The 19,314-nt window shown below is 55.9% G+C and carries 18 protein-coding genes; 5 read left to right on the top strand and 13 right to left on the bottom strand.

Annotated features, from left to right (window positions below):
- Nucleotides 1–182 precede the first annotated feature (182 nt).
- Entirely contained in the window at nt 183–2,024 is a 1,842-nt protein-coding gene (locus AC5TBW_RS13510; protein WP_495509057.1) for a GGDEF domain-containing protein, read from the top strand.
- On the opposite strand, the gene AC5TBW_RS13515 is transcribed toward AC5TBW_RS13510, so the two are convergent.
- The 6 genes from AC5TBW_RS13515 to AC5TBW_RS13540 all read right to left on the bottom strand — a co-directional run bounded on the left by AC5TBW_RS13515 (nt 1,990) and on the right by AC5TBW_RS13540 (nt 7,318).
- Nucleotides 1,990–3,312, bottom strand: coding sequence for a DUF2252 domain-containing protein (locus tag AC5TBW_RS13515; protein WP_495509058.1), 1,323 nt, complete (start codon nt 3,310–3,312; stop codon nt 1,990–1,992). The two genes, AC5TBW_RS13510 and AC5TBW_RS13515, sit on opposite strands and share 35 nt — an antisense overlap.
- A 117-nt stretch (nt 3,313–3,429) precedes the next feature.
- Nucleotides 3,430–4,932 carry a sodium:solute symporter family protein gene (locus AC5TBW_RS13520; RefSeq protein WP_495509059.1) on the bottom strand — a complete coding sequence of 501 codons (1,503 nt, stop codon included), beginning with the start codon at nt 4,930–4,932 and terminating at the stop codon, nt 3,430–3,432.
- The gene (locus AC5TBW_RS13525; RefSeq protein WP_495509060.1) at nt 4,925–5,152 is read right to left on the bottom strand and encodes a hypothetical protein; all 228 of its coding nucleotides are present in this window, start codon (nt 5,150–5,152) and stop codon (nt 4,925–4,927) included. The genes AC5TBW_RS13520 and AC5TBW_RS13525 overlap by 8 nt, the downstream gene beginning before the upstream one ends.
- 124 nt (nt 5,153–5,276) lie before the next feature.
- Nucleotides 5,277–5,753: a GNAT family N-acetyltransferase gene (locus AC5TBW_RS13530; RefSeq protein WP_495509061.1), complete on the bottom strand. Its 477-nt coding sequence runs from the start codon at nt 5,751–5,753 to the stop codon at nt 5,277–5,279.
- A 60-nt stretch (nt 5,754–5,813) separates the two neighbouring features.
- The gene (gene bluB / locus AC5TBW_RS13535) at nt 5,814–6,503 is read right to left on the bottom strand and encodes a 5,6-dimethylbenzimidazole synthase (RefSeq protein ID WP_495509062.1); all 690 of its coding nucleotides are present in this window, start codon (nt 6,501–6,503) and stop codon (nt 5,814–5,816) included.
- Between the two features lie 59 nt (nt 6,504–6,562).
- On the bottom strand, nt 6,563–7,318 hold the full coding sequence (locus AC5TBW_RS13540) for an NAD(P)H-dependent oxidoreductase (protein WP_495509063.1): 756 nt from the start codon (nt 7,316–7,318) through the stop codon (nt 6,563–6,565).
- Between the two features lie 88 nt (nt 7,319–7,406).
- Between AC5TBW_RS13540 and AC5TBW_RS13545 the strand changes: the two genes are divergently transcribed.
- The 3 genes from AC5TBW_RS13545 (at nt 7,407) to AC5TBW_RS13555 (ending at nt 10,338) form a co-directional block, all read left to right on the top strand.
- Nucleotides 7,407–8,276 carry a LysR family transcriptional regulator gene (locus tag AC5TBW_RS13545; protein WP_495509064.1) on the top strand — a complete coding sequence of 290 codons (870 nt, stop codon included), beginning with the start codon at nt 7,407–7,409 and terminating at the stop codon, nt 8,274–8,276.
- Nucleotides 8,277–8,432: 156 nt separating this feature from the next.
- On the top strand, nt 8,433–9,272 hold the full coding sequence (locus AC5TBW_RS13550) for a PhzF family phenazine biosynthesis protein (protein WP_495509065.1): 840 nt from the start codon (nt 8,433–8,435) through the stop codon (nt 9,270–9,272).
- A gap of 187 nt (nt 9,273–9,459) precedes the next feature.
- The gene (locus tag AC5TBW_RS13555) at nt 9,460–10,338 is read left to right on the top strand and encodes a DMT family transporter (protein WP_495509066.1); all 879 of its coding nucleotides are present in this window, start codon (nt 9,460–9,462) and stop codon (nt 10,336–10,338) included.
- Nucleotides 10,339–10,429: 91 nt separating this feature from the next.
- On the opposite strand, the gene AC5TBW_RS13560 is transcribed toward AC5TBW_RS13555, so the two are convergent.
- The 6 genes from AC5TBW_RS13560 to AC5TBW_RS13585 form a co-directional block, all read right to left on the bottom strand.
- Entirely contained in the window at nt 10,430–10,855 is a 426-nt protein-coding gene (locus tag AC5TBW_RS13560) for a GNAT family N-acetyltransferase (RefSeq protein WP_495509067.1), read from the bottom strand.
- Nucleotides 10,856–10,984: 129 nt separating this feature from the next.
- A complete protein-coding gene (gene astB, locus AC5TBW_RS13565) occupies nt 10,985–12,352 on the bottom strand; it encodes an N-succinylarginine dihydrolase (RefSeq protein WP_495509068.1) in 1,368 nt (455 codons plus the stop codon).
- Entirely contained in the window at nt 12,349–13,821 is a 1,473-nt protein-coding gene (astD, locus tag AC5TBW_RS13570) for a succinylglutamate-semialdehyde dehydrogenase (protein ID WP_495509069.1), read from the bottom strand. The genes astB and astD overlap by 4 nt, the downstream gene beginning before the upstream one ends.
- 53 nt (nt 13,822–13,874) lie before the next feature.
- Nucleotides 13,875–14,906 carry an arginine N-succinyltransferase gene (gene astA / locus AC5TBW_RS13575; RefSeq protein ID WP_495509070.1) on the bottom strand — a complete coding sequence of 344 codons (1,032 nt, stop codon included), beginning with the start codon at nt 14,904–14,906 and terminating at the stop codon, nt 13,875–13,877.
- Nucleotides 14,906–15,970 carry an arginine N-succinyltransferase gene (locus AC5TBW_RS13580; RefSeq protein ID WP_495509071.1) on the bottom strand — a complete coding sequence of 355 codons (1,065 nt, stop codon included), beginning with the start codon at nt 15,968–15,970 and terminating at the stop codon, nt 14,906–14,908. The genes astA and AC5TBW_RS13580 overlap by 1 nt, the downstream gene beginning before the upstream one ends.
- Nucleotides 15,971–16,008: 38 nt before the next feature.
- Nucleotides 16,009–17,223 carry an aspartate aminotransferase family protein gene (locus AC5TBW_RS13585; protein ID WP_495509072.1) on the bottom strand — a complete coding sequence of 405 codons (1,215 nt, stop codon included), beginning with the start codon at nt 17,221–17,223 and terminating at the stop codon, nt 16,009–16,011.
- A 217-nt stretch (nt 17,224–17,440) separates the two neighbouring features.
- Here AC5TBW_RS13585 and AC5TBW_RS13590 point away from each other — a divergent pair, with 217 nt between their 5' ends.
- Entirely contained in the window at nt 17,441–18,235 is a 795-nt protein-coding gene (locus tag AC5TBW_RS13590) for an SDR family NAD(P)-dependent oxidoreductase (RefSeq protein ID WP_495509073.1), read from the top strand.
- On the opposite strand, the gene AC5TBW_RS13595 is transcribed toward AC5TBW_RS13590, so the two are convergent.
- A complete protein-coding gene (locus AC5TBW_RS13595) occupies nt 18,227–19,204 on the bottom strand; it encodes a GlxA family transcriptional regulator (protein WP_495509074.1) in 978 nt (325 codons plus the stop codon). The two genes, AC5TBW_RS13590 and AC5TBW_RS13595, sit on opposite strands and share 9 nt — an antisense overlap.
- Nucleotides 19,205–19,314 lie beyond the last annotated feature (110 nt).

Here is a 19,314-nt window from a genome sequence, read left to right on the forward strand (position 1 = left end):
AAGGTGGCTAAATAACCGGTGCTCAAGCGTTGAAGTAAACATCATCGCCTAGGCTAATTTTTTCGCTAAACTGGCTATCGCCGCTCAAAAAGTTGTGCACCATGCTGCATAAGCCATCAGTGTGTCATCGGTTGATGCAAACATCATAGTAGTCGATCTTGCTGTAAATCAGGACATTTACCATGCTGTTTAGTAGTAACTCTCAATGCCGTGACACTCTGCTCATGATGGCCTTTGCCATCCTGATGGTGATCTCTTGCACGCTTCAAGCTAGCACGTCGCCCCTACCACTTAATCAGTGGGAATATCGCTGGGGCGACTCCCCGCCCAATGTGGATGGCACACCGGCATGGCTCTATAGTGATGCACTCGAATGGCAACCAACGGCCTCCCCTTCCAATCCGCCAGGACGTGATGGGCATCAACACCTTTGGTTACGCACCACATTGCCAGAAGGTCAATTGAATGACTCAGTACTATTTATTACCAGTATTAACCTGATTGGTCAGGCCTATCTGGGTGATCGGTTGATCTATCAATATGGCGAGTTCGATGATGAGGGGCGCGGCGATTTTGCGGGATGGCCCTGGCACATGATTGACTTACCCGATGACGCTGCGGGCCAAATACTCACTTTCCGACTTTACTCTTACTACACCAGCATCGGTTTGTGGGGCGAGGTTAAGATGATGGAGCGCATTGATGTTTTGAAGCAGGTTATTCATGACTCTGCTCAGGATCTGGGCGTTAGCGCACTGGTTCTGGTGCTGGCGATTCTAGCCACCATTTTCGCGCTGATTGGACCTGAACGGAGAGGGTTTGGCGCCATCGCCCTGTTTGCTTACGCAGCGGGGTTCATGTTGATCTCGGAAGCCCCTGCTCGACAATTGATCGCCAGTAACGCCCTTGCCTGGGATACGCTTCGGGCAGGCAGCTATTACATGCTACCGGTTGCGCTAGGCCTGCTATTGAGCCATTGGCTTGAAGGCTCTGCCAAACGCTGGCTGACCCAGCTTTGGCGTTTACACTTCGCTTATGTGGTAGTGGCTATTAGCTTGGTTCAGCTCGGCATTATTAGTCTTTCGGTGACGTTTCCGATATTCGACGTCCTGTTGATCGTGACTCTCCCTGTCATGCTGTTACTGGCCCTATTCCGTTTCCCAAAGCTCAATCTGGATCAGCGTTTACTGGTGCTAAGTTTCACCTTTTTCGCGCCGCTGCTGATCACCGATATACTGGTAGCCCACGGATTTCTCCCCTGGCGCCCCATCCCACTAAGCTATGGAACACTGGCTTTTTCGTTTGCTAACGCCGCTATTTTTCTGTGGCACTACCGCCGTACTCAGCAAGAATTGGCGATGTCCAACGAAACACTCGAACGACAGGTAGCTTCTCGTACTGCCGAACTAGATGGATTGGTGCGCGAACTAGAAGGGCTCTCTTTCGAAGATCCCCTGACAGGGCTTCATAACCGTCGCCATTTCAATACTGTGTTCGAACATGAGTGTCGCCGAGCGCAGCAGGATAACAGCCACCTATCGCTACTGATGCTGGATGTGGACCACTTTAAATTGATTAACGATCAGTTTGGTCATGACGCAGGTGACAACGTACTGGTGGAAATTGCCGCACGACTCCGGCAACACTTTCAGGGGGTCGGCGTTGTCTGCCGGTTCGGTGGTGAAGAATTTGTGGCGCTGTTGCCAGCAACAACCGTCGACCAAGCGACAGAACACGCCAATGCCCTTCTGAATACAGTTTCTCAACAGCCATTGAACTATCATGAGGAACCGCTGGGGAGTATCACTCTCTCCTGCGGCGTCGCCGCTTTCCCAAGCCATACCGAAGAACCACAGAAACTACTCAGGCTCGCTGATGAAGCGCTTTACCAGGCCAAACATAGCGGTCGAAACCGCTGTGTTGTGTGGACTAAAACGCGCCAAGCAAAGGCCTTTACGCTAGCCCAAACAGGTGTTCCCGGCGGTTTAGTTAGGGTGAGTCGGTCGCCAGAAAGTGATCGATAAACACCGCATAGTCTTGTTCGGTGCAGTCTGCATAGGCCACCGCAAGCGTTGAAACGACGTCGACGAACTGCGTTTCCCGACCTTTCAGTCGTTGGCAAACGGCCTTGGCAAAACGGGTCGCGTCGCCCTGATTAAGCACCTGGGCACCGCGCAAATGTTCGCGGGCAAGAATCTCTCCCCACTGCTGCGCCAGCTTTCTATACGACTTACCGCCTGAGAGTTTATGGGTCGGCATGTCTTTCTTGAACGGCGAGCGTTCGCGTACCGAAAATACCTTCCCGTTCATCGTCAGCCAGCCAAGATAGGCATCTGGGTGCTCGGCAATGGCATGGAATGCAGCAGCATGGCGAATACCTTCGTTGGGAAACAGCTTGCGCCACGCCTGCTGCTGCGGCTTGTCCATCAGCCAGAACGCTTCTGGCGGCACCTGCTCTTTGATATCCAGAATGATATCGTCGTGCTCGTGCTCAACGCCTCCCTCAATCAATACGTAGTAACGCTCCACGCCCAGCGAACCGGTACCGGCATCCAGACGTCGCGCCGTATCCTTCACGCGAAAATGGTGTGGATCACTCTCTTTAATGGCGTGTTGCAGTGTCTGCTGATACTCCTGCTCGATGAGACGGCGCAACTGGCTGGCCACATCGGCCGGCAAATTGGCAAGTTTGCCGGGACGTTCGGCGAACTGGCGGCCTTTCTGCTCATCAAGCGTCGTCCACTTTTCGAGCATCCGTGCACGGCTCTGTTTATCCGCCACCTTATTCATAAACGGCTTCAGCGGGCCCTTGGCGGTGTCGAGCGTCACGGCGTGTATGGGCTTACCATCGACGTGATCCGCCAGCGTTTGGTAATAGCCTTCTATTAGCTTTTCAAGCGCTTTATCAATCGCCTTGGCATCCAGCTCCGCGTTTTCGCGACCATCCAGTACCACGCTGATAGCCAGTCGCCAAACGTCGTACTGGTAATCGCCAATTAACGCATCGTCGAAGTCATCCATGCCATAGCGCACCTGATCATCATGATGCCCATAAGCGCCAAAGTTATAGGCGTGAGCATCGCCTTGCAGCCAGGTTTGGGTTTCCGGCCAACCGCCAAACAGGGCAAAGCGCCAATCGTGCCAAACGTCCTGCCAGAAAAGATGATTGCTTCCCCGATAAAACCGGTAAGGCGACGCTGCCATTTTGGCGTACTTGGCTTGGCGGGTGGCCGTGGCCAATGTCTTGTTCGCCTGATGGGTTGCCTCAATCACTTTCTGAGGGCGGTTATGTCCAGTCAGTGCATGGCTCATTGCGTTGCCTTTTAGTGTATTCATTCTGTCTGCCCGGTGCGTAAAAAGCGCTCGGTGCATCAAAGCGGTTATCTGCAAGGGTAAGCGATGAACATGAACAGATTAAGTCAGCGTTTACTATCCACCTTTGCGCCCTAAGCGTGTTAACCCGCGAGGAGCCGCGATACGAAAGAAGCGCTCAACCACTTCTGCATTAGTAGAGGGCGTCATTAATGAGACGGTGACGAATATCGGCAAATTGACCATTAGCCCCCAAAATCCCGCATGAATACCCATCGGGTGTGGCCAAAGGGTAGTCAATGCCGTGGTAATCAGAAAACCCGCCACGATACCCGCCATTACACCCAAGCGAGAAGCTCGCGGCCAAAAGAACATTCCGATGAATGCAGGTAGTACCTGAGAGGCAAAGCCCAGCCCCACCAGCAGAATCATCACTAGGCTACCGGGCTCCGCAATCGCCAGTGGGGCTATCACCAGAAACATGATGGGTAAAATCAACAGCCGCGCCAACCTGCCGGTGACCGCGTCGGATAGCTTCAACATTGGCTGAAGCACATCCTTGCTGAACGACAATGACACCGAATGAATGAAGGGTTCGCTAGAGGACATCGAGGCCGCCAGAGTACCCGCTCCCAGCAGGCCGACCAGGACTACAGGCAAGTGCTGCATAGCGTATTCCAGCACCACGGTATCCGCCCGTTCCAACTCAGGCAGGCTGAAAATACCGATAAAACCCACCACCACCATGGGTAGAATGACAACATAGTAAGTAGGCAACCACGTAGCGCTGCGGCGAATGGTACGCGCCGATGAGGCACTCATCCACTGCGTCCAAACGGGTGGCATGAACGAGAACATCGAAACGATAATCGAGGTTGTCCAGAAGCTAAAACTCATGTCGCCTCCCGCCCCGGGCAGGGTGAGAAACTCGCTATTCTCAGTCTGGATACGCTCAAATACCCCCGCAAAACTTAACCCACCGGTAGCGCTTTGCACGGCCCACAGACCAACTGCCCAGGCGACAATCAGCATCAATACGCCCTGAAACGCATTGGTACGGCCAATCGCCCGCTGTCCGCTGACGTAGAGATACACCGCAATACAGGCCAGCACCAGCACAACCCCCAACCAAATGGGAATAAAACCGCTGCTCATCACAAACAGAATATAAGCCGAGCCGATCGTTTGCAGTACCGCATAGGCAACAGAGCCGATCGCCATCACGAGTGCCGCCAGCGCCCCCAGTGCAGGGCTCTCGTAACGGTCAGATATAGCGCTTGCTTGTGTTACGTGACCAAACTGCTCGCCGAATTGCCACACCTTCGGGCCGAAGTACCACGCGACCAACGCGAGATAGGCAAGGTAGATCGCTACATAAAATACCGCGACGCCTTTGGAATAAGCCCAACCGGGCGCACCCATGAAGGTGTAAGCACTCACACTACCGGCGGCGATCAGCAGGTAGAGCGTTACCGGTCCCATACTGCGCCCCGCCACGCCCCACTCCTCCAGGCTGTTCATATCCACTCTGTTAGCACGCACACCGCGTGCGCGCAGACCAATCACCATCGCGATAGCCACATAAGCCAGAGTAATCAGCAGTGGCCATGGGCTATTCATGGTCGTCCCGCTCTACAATACGGTTGCCGATCAGCATGACCGCTACACAGGCAAAAATTACCAGATAGCTCCACACCACCATCAGCGGCATTCCCAATACCAGCGTAGCCCGATTGACCAAGCCGATTATCGGCCACATTCCCGCCATTAACAGTGCCACGAACGCGATTAACACCCCCCACCCTGAACGGGAAGTAGGCAGTACGATCAAACGTCGCATCGATATTTCCCTTAATTCCCTAACGACCGGTCTATTGAATTCCAGCGGCAGCTTAGTGCAGTGAACGGCACCGGGCCAGCGTATCGAATTAGCGCAAGGCACGGCCGCTGATGATAAGCGCCTCTTAGAGCCCCAACTGTCGTGACATCACCGTGACGACTTCCCCACGGTACTCAAGGCTCTCTACATCCTGCCAACCCAAGCGTCGATAGAGCGCCTGCTGATCTGGGGTATAGAGATAAAATTGTCCTATACCATTTTCTACTGCTTCCAGCTCTACCCATTTCACCAATGCAGAGGCAATACCCAGCCCTCGCCATTCGTGCACGACGAATACAGAGGCAAGCCAGGGGGTAAGTTCACGGCAAATACTCATATCATCAGCAATTAGGCTGGCAGTACCAACGGGGGTTCTGCCTTGCATGGCTACAAAGATAGAAGGCACACCGCCCTGCCCACACTCGGTCTTTAAACGTTCAATAGCTTGCGATAGCGTGAGCCCAGGATGTAAATGGCCCCAGGCTTCAAATGTCCAGCTCGCCACTATTTCAGCATTTGGGTCATCAGCACTTAGCCGTTGGATGGTTATATCGCCCTGCATGGTTTGCTCCAGGCCTTATTTAGCAGAAGCGAATACATTAGCGGCAAATAAATGGCAGCGCTACAGTGCGTCAAGCCAGCGAGTGGCTAATGGTTGTCCCCAGATATCTTGATGCACCAGCTCGCTCAATGGCAATCGAGCGCGCCAGCCCTTGGCTTCAAGCTCCGGCTGATCTAAAAACTCGCTCACATAGCCAAGGCAAAGATATGCCAAAGGATAAACATGCTCAGGTAAGTTCAGCACCACGCTTAGCTGCTCTTGGTCGAGAATACTGACCCAACCAACACCGATGCCTTCCGCTCGCGCTGCCAGCCAGAGGTTTTGCACCGCTAGGCAAGTACTGAAAAGATCGGTTTCCACAATGCTATTGCGCCCCAGCACATGAGGGCCGCCGCGGCTGCGGTCACAGGTAATACAGAGATTGAGCGGGCTTTCCAGAATGCCTTGCAGCTTAAGGCTGCGGTAATGCTCTTTGCGCTCACCCTCAAAGCGCTCGGCGGCCTTTCGGTTCTCCTGCTCAAACATCGCCAGTACCGTCTCTCTGACACTGCGGCGCTCAATCACGATAAAATCCCAAGGCTGCATGAAACCTACCGAAGGCGCGTGATGGGCCGCCTCCAAAAGGCGGGCTAACACGTCAGGTGGAATCCGGTCGGGCAGGAATTGTGAACGCACATCGCGCCGCTCGTGTATGGCGCGGTAAAGCCCACGCCGCTCAGCATCGGTAAAACAGTAATTAGAGGTGGTCATAGCGCTTGTCGGACCTTTTGCTGATCGGATTTATAGACGAGTCAAGAGTCTACACGAGCTCAGCCCAGCCTCCATCGTAGTGGACTTGCGTGGCGTAAAACGCCGTCATCGTCCCAGTCCTCCCAGCCAGCAAAGGGGATGGGCAGTTCACTATCCAGGTTCCTAAGCCGAGACACCCAGGCCGCTTTACAAACCTCCAGATGGTCTATGAGATCAGCTTCCGCTTGATATCGAATACCACCGCCCTGGATACCGTAGCTCACCTGGGGCGCCAGCACGTCAAAGCCAACGTAGTACAGTGATGAATGAATCGGCCAAAGCCAGTGAACCATGTTACCTGCACGTCCAAAGGGCTGAAATGCCCTTTCAGGCGAGCCCGTGGTAACCGACAGCATGGCCCTCTTGCCATGATAGTAGCCTTTATCGTAGCGCATGCGGCTCGTGTAGCGCCCGCCATACACAAGCACGCGATCAAACCAGCCTTTCAAAATGGCGGGATGGGCGTGCCACCATAAGGGAAACTGGAAGATCACCAAGTCAGCCCACTCCAGCCGCGCCAACTCCCGCTGAACATCCTGCGGTAATGCGTTTTGCTGGTAGTGGGCCCGTTGCTCATTGAGGGGATAAAAGTAGTCCACATCAACCGCTTGATTCGAGTAGTGTTCGGCGCGCTCCACCGGATCAAACTGCTCAGCATAAAGCTCATCCACCTCGATGGCATGGCCCGCACCCACTAGCTGCTTTACCGCTACATCCACCAGGCCGCCATTAAACGACTTGCGTTCAGGATGAGCCAGGACGATCAATACATTCATTCTGCACTTCCTCTATCGATTGGTTTGACGACAGGCTAACCTGTTCATATGTGTTTAAACATTGGCTAAAAATGAGAAATAAGCTTGCATGAATGAACAGCATATTAGGTGGGACGATCTACAAATTGTGCTAGCGGTTGCCGAGGCTGGTTCGCTATCCGGCGCCAGCCGAGCGTTGCGTATCAGCCATGCCACGGTATTTAGGCGTTTAAGTGAGATGGAGAAAGGTTTAGGCGTTACCCTTTTTGAGCGCAGCCGCACAGGGTATATAGCGACCCTGGCTGGGGATGATCTTGCGGCTTCGGCCAAGCGCGTACAGCGTGAGATTAACGGCGCTGAACGCCGCATTATTGGGCAGGATTTAACCCTCACCGGCAGCCTGCGAATCACCACCACAGACACACTTTTCGCAGGGCTGCTTTCGCCGCTACTGGCCAGCTTTCGCCAGGGCTACCCAGAAATTACGCTGGAAGTGGTTATCTCCAATCAGTTGCAAAGCTTGTCGCGACGGGAGGCTGATATCGCGATCCGCCCGACCCGTAAACCTCCCGAAACCCTGGTAGGCCGCAAAGTAAGCGATATCACTCAAGCAATTTATGGTCAAAAGGCGCTTTGGCAAAACGCCCCGCTGCCGCTAAAGCCATCGTCACTGCCAATAGAAAACTGGGTAGGCCCAGATGTACATTTGGGCGACGCAACGCTGGAAAAGTGGATGTTGGATAAAAACGCTGCTTATCGGCTGGACAGTATGCTGGGCATGCAATCAGCCGTACGTCATGGGGCGGGCATAGCGGTATTGCCCTGCTATCTCGGCGATGCAGATGAAGCGCTATTGCGCCTTAGCGATCCTATTGCGGAGTTAACCACTCAACTCTGGCTGCTCACCCACCCGGATCTGCGCCATGTAGCCAGAGTACGAGCCTTTATGGAGGCGATGACGGAAGGGTTGCGCGAGTAGTCACAGGTTCTTCGTGTGGAGTTACAGATACACATGGCCACACCGAGCAGATCTACTGTCTATATTTAAAGTCAAACTAGCGCTTGTGGTTTAGCTAGCTTACCTATTCATAGTTATTCACTCTTCATAGTTATTCCCTAATCGGAGCAGAGCATCATGAGCGAACATTTATATCGCCTAGCGGCTTTTTCTACAGATCCGACCAAGGGCAACCCAGCAGGCGTCTGGATTGGCGATGAGCTGCCAGATACTAAGACAATGCAAACTATTGCTGCCGAGGTTGGGTACTCAGAAACAGCATTTATCGCACCCGTAACCGGGGATGTTAGAACTATCCGTTACTACAGCCCGCTGGCAGAGGTTAGCTTCTGTGGTCATGCAACGATTGCCAGTGGCGTAATGCTAGGGAGACTAAATGGTACCGGCACTTATCAGTTAGATACCGCAGTAGGCCGGGTGCCGGTGAAAGTAGAGACAATGGATGGTCAGATCCAGGCGGCACTGACCTCGGTTGAACCCACTTATAAACCTGTCACTGCAGAACTGGTCGATGACGTGTTGGCGTTACTTCAATGGCCACCAAATGAACTGGATCCGGCTATTCCCCCCGTCTTCGCCTATGGGGGTGCATGGCATCTTGTGTTAGCTGTTAGCTCTCGAAGTCGATTGAGCCAACTTGATTACGAGTTTGAAAAACTAAAGGCTTTAATGTCGAGAGAGGGGCTGACAACGCTGCAGCTAATATTTCGTGAGCACAGCGGCCTATTTCATTCACGCAACCCATTCCCTGTCGGCGGCGTCGTAGAAGATCCTGCCACTGGTGCTGCAGCAGCAGCGCTGGGTGGCTATTTGCGAGATGCTAAATTGATTGATGTACCTGGGAAATTTCTGATAAAACAGGGGGAAGCTATGGGTCGATTAAGCCTGCTGCAGGTTGAAGTACCAGAGCAAGGAGGCATCATAGTGTCTGGCACAGCCGTCGAGATTTCAAACTGAACGGCTCCGCACAAGCCACGCCCTTCACACTAGATTTCTTTGATTTCATACGCGGTTTACATAATAGCTAATTGGCCGACACGCTACACAACATTGGCGTACTCAGGCAGTTTTCGTACAAAGACTAATGACCTTACCAATCGCTACCCGCAAAAACGCACATCAAAGAGCTTGGCTTGCGCCACTTGTGTACCTGCTATCTGGCGGTGCATTACTGGGTCTATCGACTAATTTGGCTAAATTTGCCAACGATATGCAGCTGACCGCGCTCTCTTTTCTGTATTGGTCAATATCGGGGGCGGCACTAATTCTGCTTACGCTCGCCGCCTACCGCCGCAATCTGCCGCCGTTGAACGTTCGCAGCGTCGAGTACTACCTGATCTCAGCGCTGCTGGGCGTAGCGGGTGCCAACCTGATCTTCTTCTCGGCTATCCCCAACGTCGGCGCAGGGTTTGTGGCGTTGATTATCACTTTGCCACCGCTGCTCACCTACGTCGGTGCTTTGACGTTAGACATGGAGCGCTTTCAGCTCTTGCGTGCGGCTGGCGTCATGTCAGCCCTTGCGGGTGCCTTCATCCTGGCTTTCCATAAGCTTTCCGCCCCTGATGCTGACTATCTCTGGATTCTTCTCGCCTTGATTGGCCCTGTGCTGCTGGCCATCGGCAACCTTTACCGGACCCTGCGCTGGCCAGTGGGAGTATCCAGCGATGCGCTAGCACCAGGGATGCTGATAGCTGCCTCTATTCTTCTAATGGGGGTGGGCCTACTGCCAGGTTTCTCACTTCACATCCCCACGGATCGATCTCTGCCGATTATTCTCATAGCCGTACAGGCGATGGTTTTCGCGGGTCAGTTTTTACTGCTCTTCCTGCTACAGAAAAGCGGTGGCCCGGTATTCCTGAGTTTGCTGGGGTCCGTGGGCGCCGTGGTGGGTGTTCCGGTCGCCATACTGTTACAGGGAGAAACCGCTCCCGAGGGCTTGCTACCTGGCATCCTACTGATTGGTGCCGGTATTGCCCTGCTTAACATTGGTAAAACTAAGCAAGCGTCCGATAGAGCAACCTAAACGATGGGCCTATACGGACGGGGTGATGATCATGGCAGGACGCCACGCAGAGAGGCTCAGCAGGTGACATTAAAAGATATTATTTTCACGGCTACAGAATGCGACGTTCCATGGTGTGCACTCCCTCTGAGGTTTTCAATATCCTAAATCCCATGCGCTCGTATAAAGCGATGGCTGGGTTGATACAAAACACACGAAGCCGAAGTAAGTGAATGCCCACTTGCTGGGCAATGCCCCCCGTGAAGCGGATCGCCTCTGTACCCAAGCCTTGGCGCTGCCACTGCGGAGCAATTTGCAGCTCACGAATATAGTAGGCCTCTTCATCGTGATTGATGCATAGCAGCCCCTCGCGTGTAGCGTTTATAACTAACGCGTAGCTGTCTAACTCGCCCCACTGTCTATCAAACAGGTCGGTATCCCAGTGCATATCCAGCTGGTTGTAATAGACCGACATATTTTGGCGAATTAATTTTTCCGCGAACGCCTTGTCGTCAGTCGGCCGAATAATAGGCGTCATATCTCGATTCCTGGTGCCGCTTCAGGTCTAGTCTTCGCGTCGCATCAACACTATCAATATTTCATCTCTATACGCGAGTGCACAGCGCCAAGCCTTAGCCTTGGCGCCTACAACACGCTTACGCTATTACTATCCCAACTGAAACGGGTAAACAGGCCCGATCTTGAGCAACTGGGTGAGTTCATCCAGTGCCGCAAGCGACTCCTCCGCCAGCTGTGGGTCGGCCAAATCATCCGGGGCTAGGCGGTCGCGGTAGTGGCGATTCACCCAGGCAGTCAGGTCATCATAAAGCGCATCGTGGAGCAGCACGCGGCCAGTTAGCGCAGCACGTTCCGCTTCAGACAGAACGACGCGAAGACGCAGACAGGCAGGGCCGCCGCCGTTGCGCATACTCTGCTTGACGTCTTTAACGATTACTTCGCCGATGGGGTTGTTGCCCGCCAGGAGGAGATCCTGGATCGTCCGCCAGACCGCTTCTCGCTCCTGACATTCGCCGGGTACCACAAGCGTCATGGTTCCGTCCGGGTTGGAGAGCAGTTGGGAGTTGAAGAGATAAGACGCTACCGCGTCTTCCATGCTTACCGCCTCGACTGGCACGCGCACGGGAATCAGCGGCGTGTGCATTTTAGCGCGCAACTCGTCAAGCGTGCCCTCTTCATCCAAGAAGGCCATTTCGTGGTAGAGCAGCACGGGGCCGTTGCCCACCGCAATGACATCGTTATGGAACACGCCTGCATCGATGGCATCCGGGTGCTGCTGGGCAAATACAGTTTGCGCTTCCGTAAGCCCATGCTGGCGGGCGACCGCCTGGCTGGCTTCCAGGGTCTGTCGGGCGGGATAGCGCTGGGGTTCGCGCTCGCCGCTACGCACGTCACCAAACGCTTGTCGACCATACACAAACAGGTGAACGCCTGGCTCACCGTATTCGCCGCATAGGCGGGTGTGATTGGCCGCCCCTTCATCGGAAAAGGCCGGTGTGGCAGGCAGCACCGGATGGTGAGTAAAACGCTGCTCATCGCGGAAAATAGCTTGCAGTACTCTCCCGGTGGTTTGCGGCTCCAGATAGCGATGAAAGCTCGACTGCAGATTGGCCGGCGTGAAGTGCACCCGACCATCCGGTGAGTCTGCGCTGGGGGTAATCGTGCCGGCGTTAGCGGTCCACATGCTGGAGGCCGAGCATACCGCTCGCAGTAGCTGTGGTGCCTCGACAGCAGCGCGGGCCAGCACTTCGCTATTACTGCCGCTGAAGCCCAGATCACGCAGAGCCCCGACATCAGGCCGCTGCTGAGGTGGCAGCACGCCCTGGGCGTAGCCTGCGTCCATCAGCGACTTCATCTTTGCCAGCCCCTGGAGCGCGCCCTCCTTGGGATTGGAGAGCAGGCCACCGTGGCTCATCGAAGCGACGTTACCGACTGCCAGTCCTGAGTAATTATGGGTAGGGCCGACCAAACCATCGAAATTGACTTCCCTGATGCGACTGAAGGCGCGGCCTTTCATAGACTCACTCCTGGTGGCAGGGTTTCAGGCATCTCCAGGGTGTCGGCTTCCATGGAAGCAACCGGATACGCGCAGTAGTCCGCCGCGTAATAAGCGCTGGGACGATGGTTGCCGCTGTCACCCACACCGCCGAAGGGTGCATCGCCAGAAGCGCCAGTGGTCTGGCGATTCCAGTTAACGATGCCCGCGCGAATGCGCAGCAGGAAGTCGTCCCAATCGTCTTGATCGCCGCCAATCAACCCGGCGGAGAGCCCGTAGCGGGTATTATTGGCAAGCGAGAGCGCTTCATCCCAATCGCGATAGCGATGGATTTTCAGCAGTGGGCCGAAGTGCTCCTCGTCGGGAACATCCAGGCCCGTTACGTCGATCAGCGCGGGGCTCAACAGGCTGGTGTTCTCTTCCAGGCGCCGCATGCGGTTAATCACCGTACCGCCCATGGCCTCCAGCTCATCTTGCGCCTTAAGTAAGCCGTCCGCCGCCGCTACGCTGACCAAGCCGCCATAGAATGGGGCAGGATTCTCTTCGAACTGGCCCGCTACGTGTAGCTTGGCGATCGCTTCGGAAAGCGCATCAATCAGTCGGTCGCCCACTGCACCTTCAGGTACCATCAAGCGACGGGCACAGGTGCAACGCTGGCCACCGGAAAGAAATGCCGACTGCAGAATGGTGAGCACCGCTGCACGCTCGTCATCAACGTCCTTCACGACCAGCGGGTTGTTGCCACCCAGTTCGAGCGCCAGGATTTTATCCAACTGCCCGGCAAACTGCTGATGCAGCATGCCGCCCACCTTGGCACTGCCGGTAAACAGCAGGCCATCGATCGCGGGGTTGCCTGCCAGTGCCTGGCCCACGGCAACCCCGCCCTGCACTAGGTTAATCACACCGGCAGGTAGCCCGGCTTCCAGCCAACACTGGAGGGTTAAGTCGGCGGTTAGCGGCGTCTGTTCGCTGGGTTTGAAGACGACGGTGTTACCGGCTAATAGCGCGGGCACCATATGGCCGTTGGGCAAGTGGCCAGGGAAGTTATAGGGGCCAAACACCGCCATGACGCCGTGGGGGCGATGGCGCAGAACCGCTTTTGCGCTGCCCACTTCTTTTTCCCGCTCACCTGTACGCTCGTTATAGGCCTTGACCGATAGTGCCACCTTACCCACCATCGCCCCCGCTTCAGTGCGCGCTTCCCAGAGGGGTTTACCGGTTTCAGAGGCAATCGCCACCGCCAGCGCTTCCCCACGGGCTTTCAGCACCTCGGCAAAACGCTCGACGAGGGCTTGGCGCTCGGCAAAGGGGGTGCGCGCCCAGCTTGGAAAGGCGCTACGAGCGGCCTTCACAGCGATCGCGACCTGATCCTCACTGGCCGTGGCGGCCTGCCAGAGCAGTTGGCCGGAAACGGGATCGTGCTTGCTCAACGGCGCGGCGTCGCCTGCTAGCCAGGCGCCATTGATAAGTTGCTGCTGTTGGGCGTGCATCGTTCTCTCCTTGCCGTGTAAATGCGGGCTCATGTACGTACAGGCTTTCGGGCTCAGGTTTCCAGCAGGCGAAGGTAGTCACCGGCAGTGACACCCAAGCGGCTCGCTTCTTGCTCGCTAAGCACGATGGTGTGGTCGTCGGCGGGCGCGCGGCCTACCCAGCTGGCGGTAAAGTTCAGCATATGGGTGGTCGCCGCCAGCCAGCGGCTGACGCTCTCTTCACGGGCGTCGGCGGATACTTCCACCTGGCAAAGCCGTGAATTACGGATAGCGCGCACATCGTCAATGTAGGCTTCCACTGTGGGGCCACCGTCGAAAATGTCGATATAGCCTTCCCAGCGCAATCCCTCTTTCTTCAACATTTCCAGTGCTGGGCGAGTATGGCGATGCACCTGGCCTATACAAGCACGCGCTTCTTCGGCCATAAACGTGGTGTAGATCGGGAACTTAGGCATCAGCTCGCCGATGAAGCTCTTCTGCCCAAGGCCGGTGAGTCGATCCGCTTCGCTGAAATCCATAGGAAAGAAGTGTTTGCCAAGGCTCTCCCAAAAAGGGCTGGTGTTATTTTCGTCGAACACACCACGCATTTCCGCCAACACTTTATCGGGAAAACGGTCACGAAATTGGGCGATGAACAGCCAGCGTGCCTTGGAGAGCAGCGCGCCGTTGCGCAAGTGGCGATTGGCTTCACCACGATACTCCGGACGCAGAAACAGCGAGCACACTTCGGCATCACCGGTGTGGTCGGAACTTAAAAACAGCGTGTCGATAGTGCGATGAAGATCCAGTTGGATGGAGGAGTGCGCCAGGGTGCCCAGCCGATAGTTGTAAAACGGCACTTCTCGGCCAACCTGCCCTTCAATGGCACAGCACCCAGCAAGTTCACCGCTGACTTCATCTTCCAGTACAAAAAAGTAGAGCCGGTCATCCACCGAGGTGCGCTCTTCAAAGGCACTGGCGGCGGCTTCTATCTTGCCGGCCAGAAACTCGCGGTTATCCGGCAGCGAGGTAAACCCTACCCCGGCCTGCTGCGCAAGCGCCTGGAGCCCATCCAAATCATTACGGGCAATGGGTCGAATGCGCATTACATTTCTCCTTCATCAAGGGCGTCTACCGCGGCAGGTAATGTAAGCGGTGCGGCAAGCACGGCTCGCCCTTCCGTAACGCCCAGCCGTTCGGCGTGCTCCGCCGACAGCATCAACTGGCCCGTGGGCGACAATGCATAACGCGCGACGATACAGCGGAAATCCCCCAGCTTCTGGTTGGCAATCATCGCCGGTTCAGCGTCGGGTAAGGCGTGTTCGGGGCGAATACGCACCGGGTGCCAGGCGGCGCGGCGAAAGGTTTCCAGCCGGTCTCTCTCGGCTTTGACAATCGGCCCAGCATCGAAAATATCCACATGGCGCGATCGCACAAAACCCTCTGCCAGCATCTCTTCAAGTGCCTCTTCATGGGCGGGGTGTTCACGTCCAATCGAAGCCCTCGCCTGGGGCGTCAACAGCGGCAGGTAGAGTGGGAACTGGGGCATCACTTCAGCGATGAAACTTTTCGAACGCACCCCTGCAATGTGGTTGATGTCCTGGAAGCTACGGGCAAAAAAGTGCCTGCCGACGCTTTCCCAAAATGGCGATTCGCCGCGAGTATCCAGATAGCCGGGGAACGCGACCGCCAGGATGCGCGAAAATCGCTCTGGGTACTGGGCAATGAACATCAACCTCGCGCGACGCAGCAGGTTCTCGGCACTGGTGCCCTTGTAGCGGGGATTCAGCGAAAAGGCGCACAGCAGGGTGGCATCGGACACTTCGTGAGAAAGTGCCAGTGTCTGAACTTCACGACGCACATTCAACTGCTGCGAGGCGTGAATCAGCGTTTCCTGGCGATAGGTGTAGTAAGCCTCATTGGCACCTGCCTGGGCACGGATCGTGGCCGTCCCCAACACTTCCTCACGGCTATCATCAGCGAGCACAAAGGTATAGTGCTCGTTTTCAGGAAACTCGACCTCGCCATTGAAGGCGTCCTGGGAACGCGCAATGCGCTCCTGAAGCCGCTCACGATTGGCAGGCAAGTTGGTCAACCTGGGCACTGCATGCTCTGCCAACTGTTCGAGCGCCGGAAGATCCGACGCTTTAACGGGTCGCACTACCAGCATCTTCGACGCCCCCTCTGTTAACCCAGTAGGCTGCTCACTCATGCTGAGGCAACTAGCCGCTCAATGGCACGCTCTAGCCGGGCCATGCCCTCGGCGATATCCGCTTCGGGGATCACCAGCGAAGGTGCCATGCGCAGCACATTGGGTCCTGCAATCAAGGCCATCAAGCCCTCTTCGATGGCCAGCGGAAGAATGTCCTTGGCGCGGCCTTCATAGGCATCCGACATCTGGGCCCCTATCAGCAGGCCCATCCCACGGATCTCCTTGAACACCCCGTGTTTGCGGTTGATGGTTTCCAGGTGCTCACGGAACAGATCGTGACGCTTTTTCACCCCTTCCAGCACTTCAGGGGTATCGATAAACTCGACGGCCGCCAGCGCCACGGCAGAGGCCAGCGCGTTGCCGCCGTAGGTAGAGCCGTGAGTCCCGACGACCAGCGACTTGGCGACATCATCAGTGGCCAGCATGGCGCCAATGGGGAAACCACCGCCCAACGATTTGGCGCTGGTAAGGATATCCGGGGTAATGCCGTAATTCTTATAAGCGTAGAGTTCGCCGCTGCGACCAACGCCGGTTTGCACTTCATCAAAAATCAACAGCGCGTTGTGTTCGTCACACAGATCGCGCAGGCCTTGAAGGAATGCTTGTGTCGCGGGCACGATGCCGCCTTCGCCCTGCATGGGCTCAACCATGATGGCACAGGTGTCGTCGCCCATCAGCGCGCGAACGCTTTCCAGGTCGTTGTAGTTGGCGTGCTGAATACCGCCCGGCACCGGTCCGAAGCCCTGGGAGTATTTGGGCTGGCCACCGACGCTCACGGTGAAAAAGGTGCGGCCGTGAAAGGATTGATAAAACGAGATGATCTTGTCTTTCTGTTCGCCGTGGTTATCCACCGCCCAGCGGCGCGCCAGCTTTAGCGCGGCTTCATTGGCTTCACCGCCTGAGGAGCACAGGAACACTTTGTCGGCAAAGGTACGCTCGACCAGCGTCCTGGCCAGGTTCAACGCTGGCTCATTGGTAAATACGTTGGAGAGGTGCCAGAGCTTTTCGCCCTGCTCTTTCAGTGCATTGACCAGCACCGGATGACAGTGACCCAGGGAGTTGACGGCGATGCCCCCGGCGAAATCGATATATTCCCGCCCCTGCTGATCCCACAAGCGGCTACCTTCACCGCGCACGGGGATAACCTGCTGCGGGGAGTAGTTGGGCGTCATGTAGTGGTCGTAATCTTGACGGCTTGGGGTATGGCTCATGGGGTGTTATCTCCAATGGAGGAAAGGAATGAAACCAGTATAAGGGGCCAACGCGGTCAACCGCTTTCAGCAATGGGACGGCAAATTATGTATAGCGTCGCGCTAACGCCTTGAAGAACGCTATAAGACCCCCATACTTATTGGCAAGCGATAAAGTCATGCTTGGATAGCGAGGTATCGCGACGTACTGACACTCAGGAAGAGAGGAGTACACCCTATGCAGATTGATCTAAGCGGTAAGCACGCCATTATTACCGGCTCGACCGCGGGTATCGGTTTTGCGATTGCCCAAGGGCTTGCTAACGCTGGCGCTAAGGTCGTCGTCACAGGCCGTTCTCAGGCACGCGTGGATGAGGCAATAGCCACCATTCAACAGGATATCCCGGATGCCCAGGTAGAAGGCGTAGCAGTCGATCTCGGCACCGCTGAAGGTTGCCAAACCCTGATCGAGCAGCAACCCAGCACAGATATACTGATCAATAATGTGGGAATTTTCGGTCCACAGGACTTCTTCGAGGTTGATGACGAGACCTGGCAACAGTTCTTCGATGTCAATGTCATGAGCGCCGTGCGCCTTTCTCGCCATTACGCCCAGGGCATGCGCGATCGCGACTGGGGCCGCATCCAGTTTATCTCCAGTGAATCGGGCATCAACATCCCGACCGAGATGGTGCATTACGGCATGACCAAATCGGCGCTTTTATCAGTTTCGCGCGGGCTGGCCAAAGCGCTCAGCGGCACCCAAGTCACCGTCAACGCTATCTTGCCGGGGCCTACGCGCTCAGAAGGGGTGCTTAAGATGATTGCCGAAATGGCTGAGAAAGAAGGCGCTTCTCAACAGGAGATGGAAGAGCGCTTTGTTAAAGAGAACCGTCCCTCTTCCATTATCCAGCGCCTAGCCACGCCTGAGGAAGTCGCCAGCATGAGCGTCTATGCCGCGTCACCTCAAGCAAGCGCAACTACGGGAGCGGCACTGCGTGTGGAAGGCGGCATTGTCGATACCTTAACTTAGACGCTCTTCCCTTGGCGTCATGCCGAAATGATGACGGTAGGCGGTGGAAAAATGCGCGCCGGAGGAGAATCCGGTAGCGAAAGCAATATCGCCTACCGGTCGGTCGCTCTCGCGCAGTTGCTTGCGCGCTTCCTGCAGGCGTAAATCAAGGTAGTACCGGCTTGGCACCGCCTGCAGATACTTCTTGAAGAGCCGTTCCAGCTGGCGCCGGGAAATCCCCAGGTGCTCGGCCAGCTCAAGAGTCGAGAGCGGCTCCTCAATATTGGCTTCCATCAGTGTGACGGCATCCACCAGGCTTTTGGGCGCATGCCCCAGACGAGTACGCAGCGGCACATGCTGGCGCTCATCCGCCAGACGAATGCGATCACATACGAACTGTTCCGATACCTGTTCAGCCAAGCGTGCGCCGTGGTGCTGACCTATCAGCGTCAGCATCAGATCCATCGCCGCCGTCCCACCGGCGCAGGTCAGACGGTCGCGGTCAATTTCGAACAGCTGCTGGGAAAGGGTGACTTGCGGGTAGGCTTGCGCAAACGCCTCAAAGCGCTGCCATGGAAGCGTGGCGCGATAGCCTTCCAGCAACCCACAGCGCGCCAACACTTCCGTCCCCCCGGCCAAACCGCCAAGCGCCACACCGCGGCCCTGATGGCCACGCAACCACTCGTTAAGCTTTGCTGGCAATGTATAGGGAAGCGGCGTGGGTGCGCATATCAGCAACAGATCTAGCGGCCCCAGCGCTGTCCCCAGCTCATGCTGCGCAATCAGGGAAAGCTGCGCGCCGCTGCGCACCGGTTCATCACTGAGGCTTAAAGTGACGGTGTGATAAAGCATCTGCCCGCTCAACTGGTTCGCCATTTGCAGCGGCTCTAGCGCGCTGGCATGGGTCAACAGCGAGAACCCTGGCAGCAGCATAAACGCTACCCGCCGACGAGGTATCGTACCCGGTGGTGTTAACTGATTGGGCTGCATGTTAAGTGACTGAGCTGCATGAAAAACCGCCATCGGCGAAGGGAAACGACCATCTTACCCAATTGCGTAGAGGATCGCAGTGTTATGACCACTGCAGCAAAAACGTGACG

The organism is Vreelandella sp. ssv (assembly GCF_059448525.1).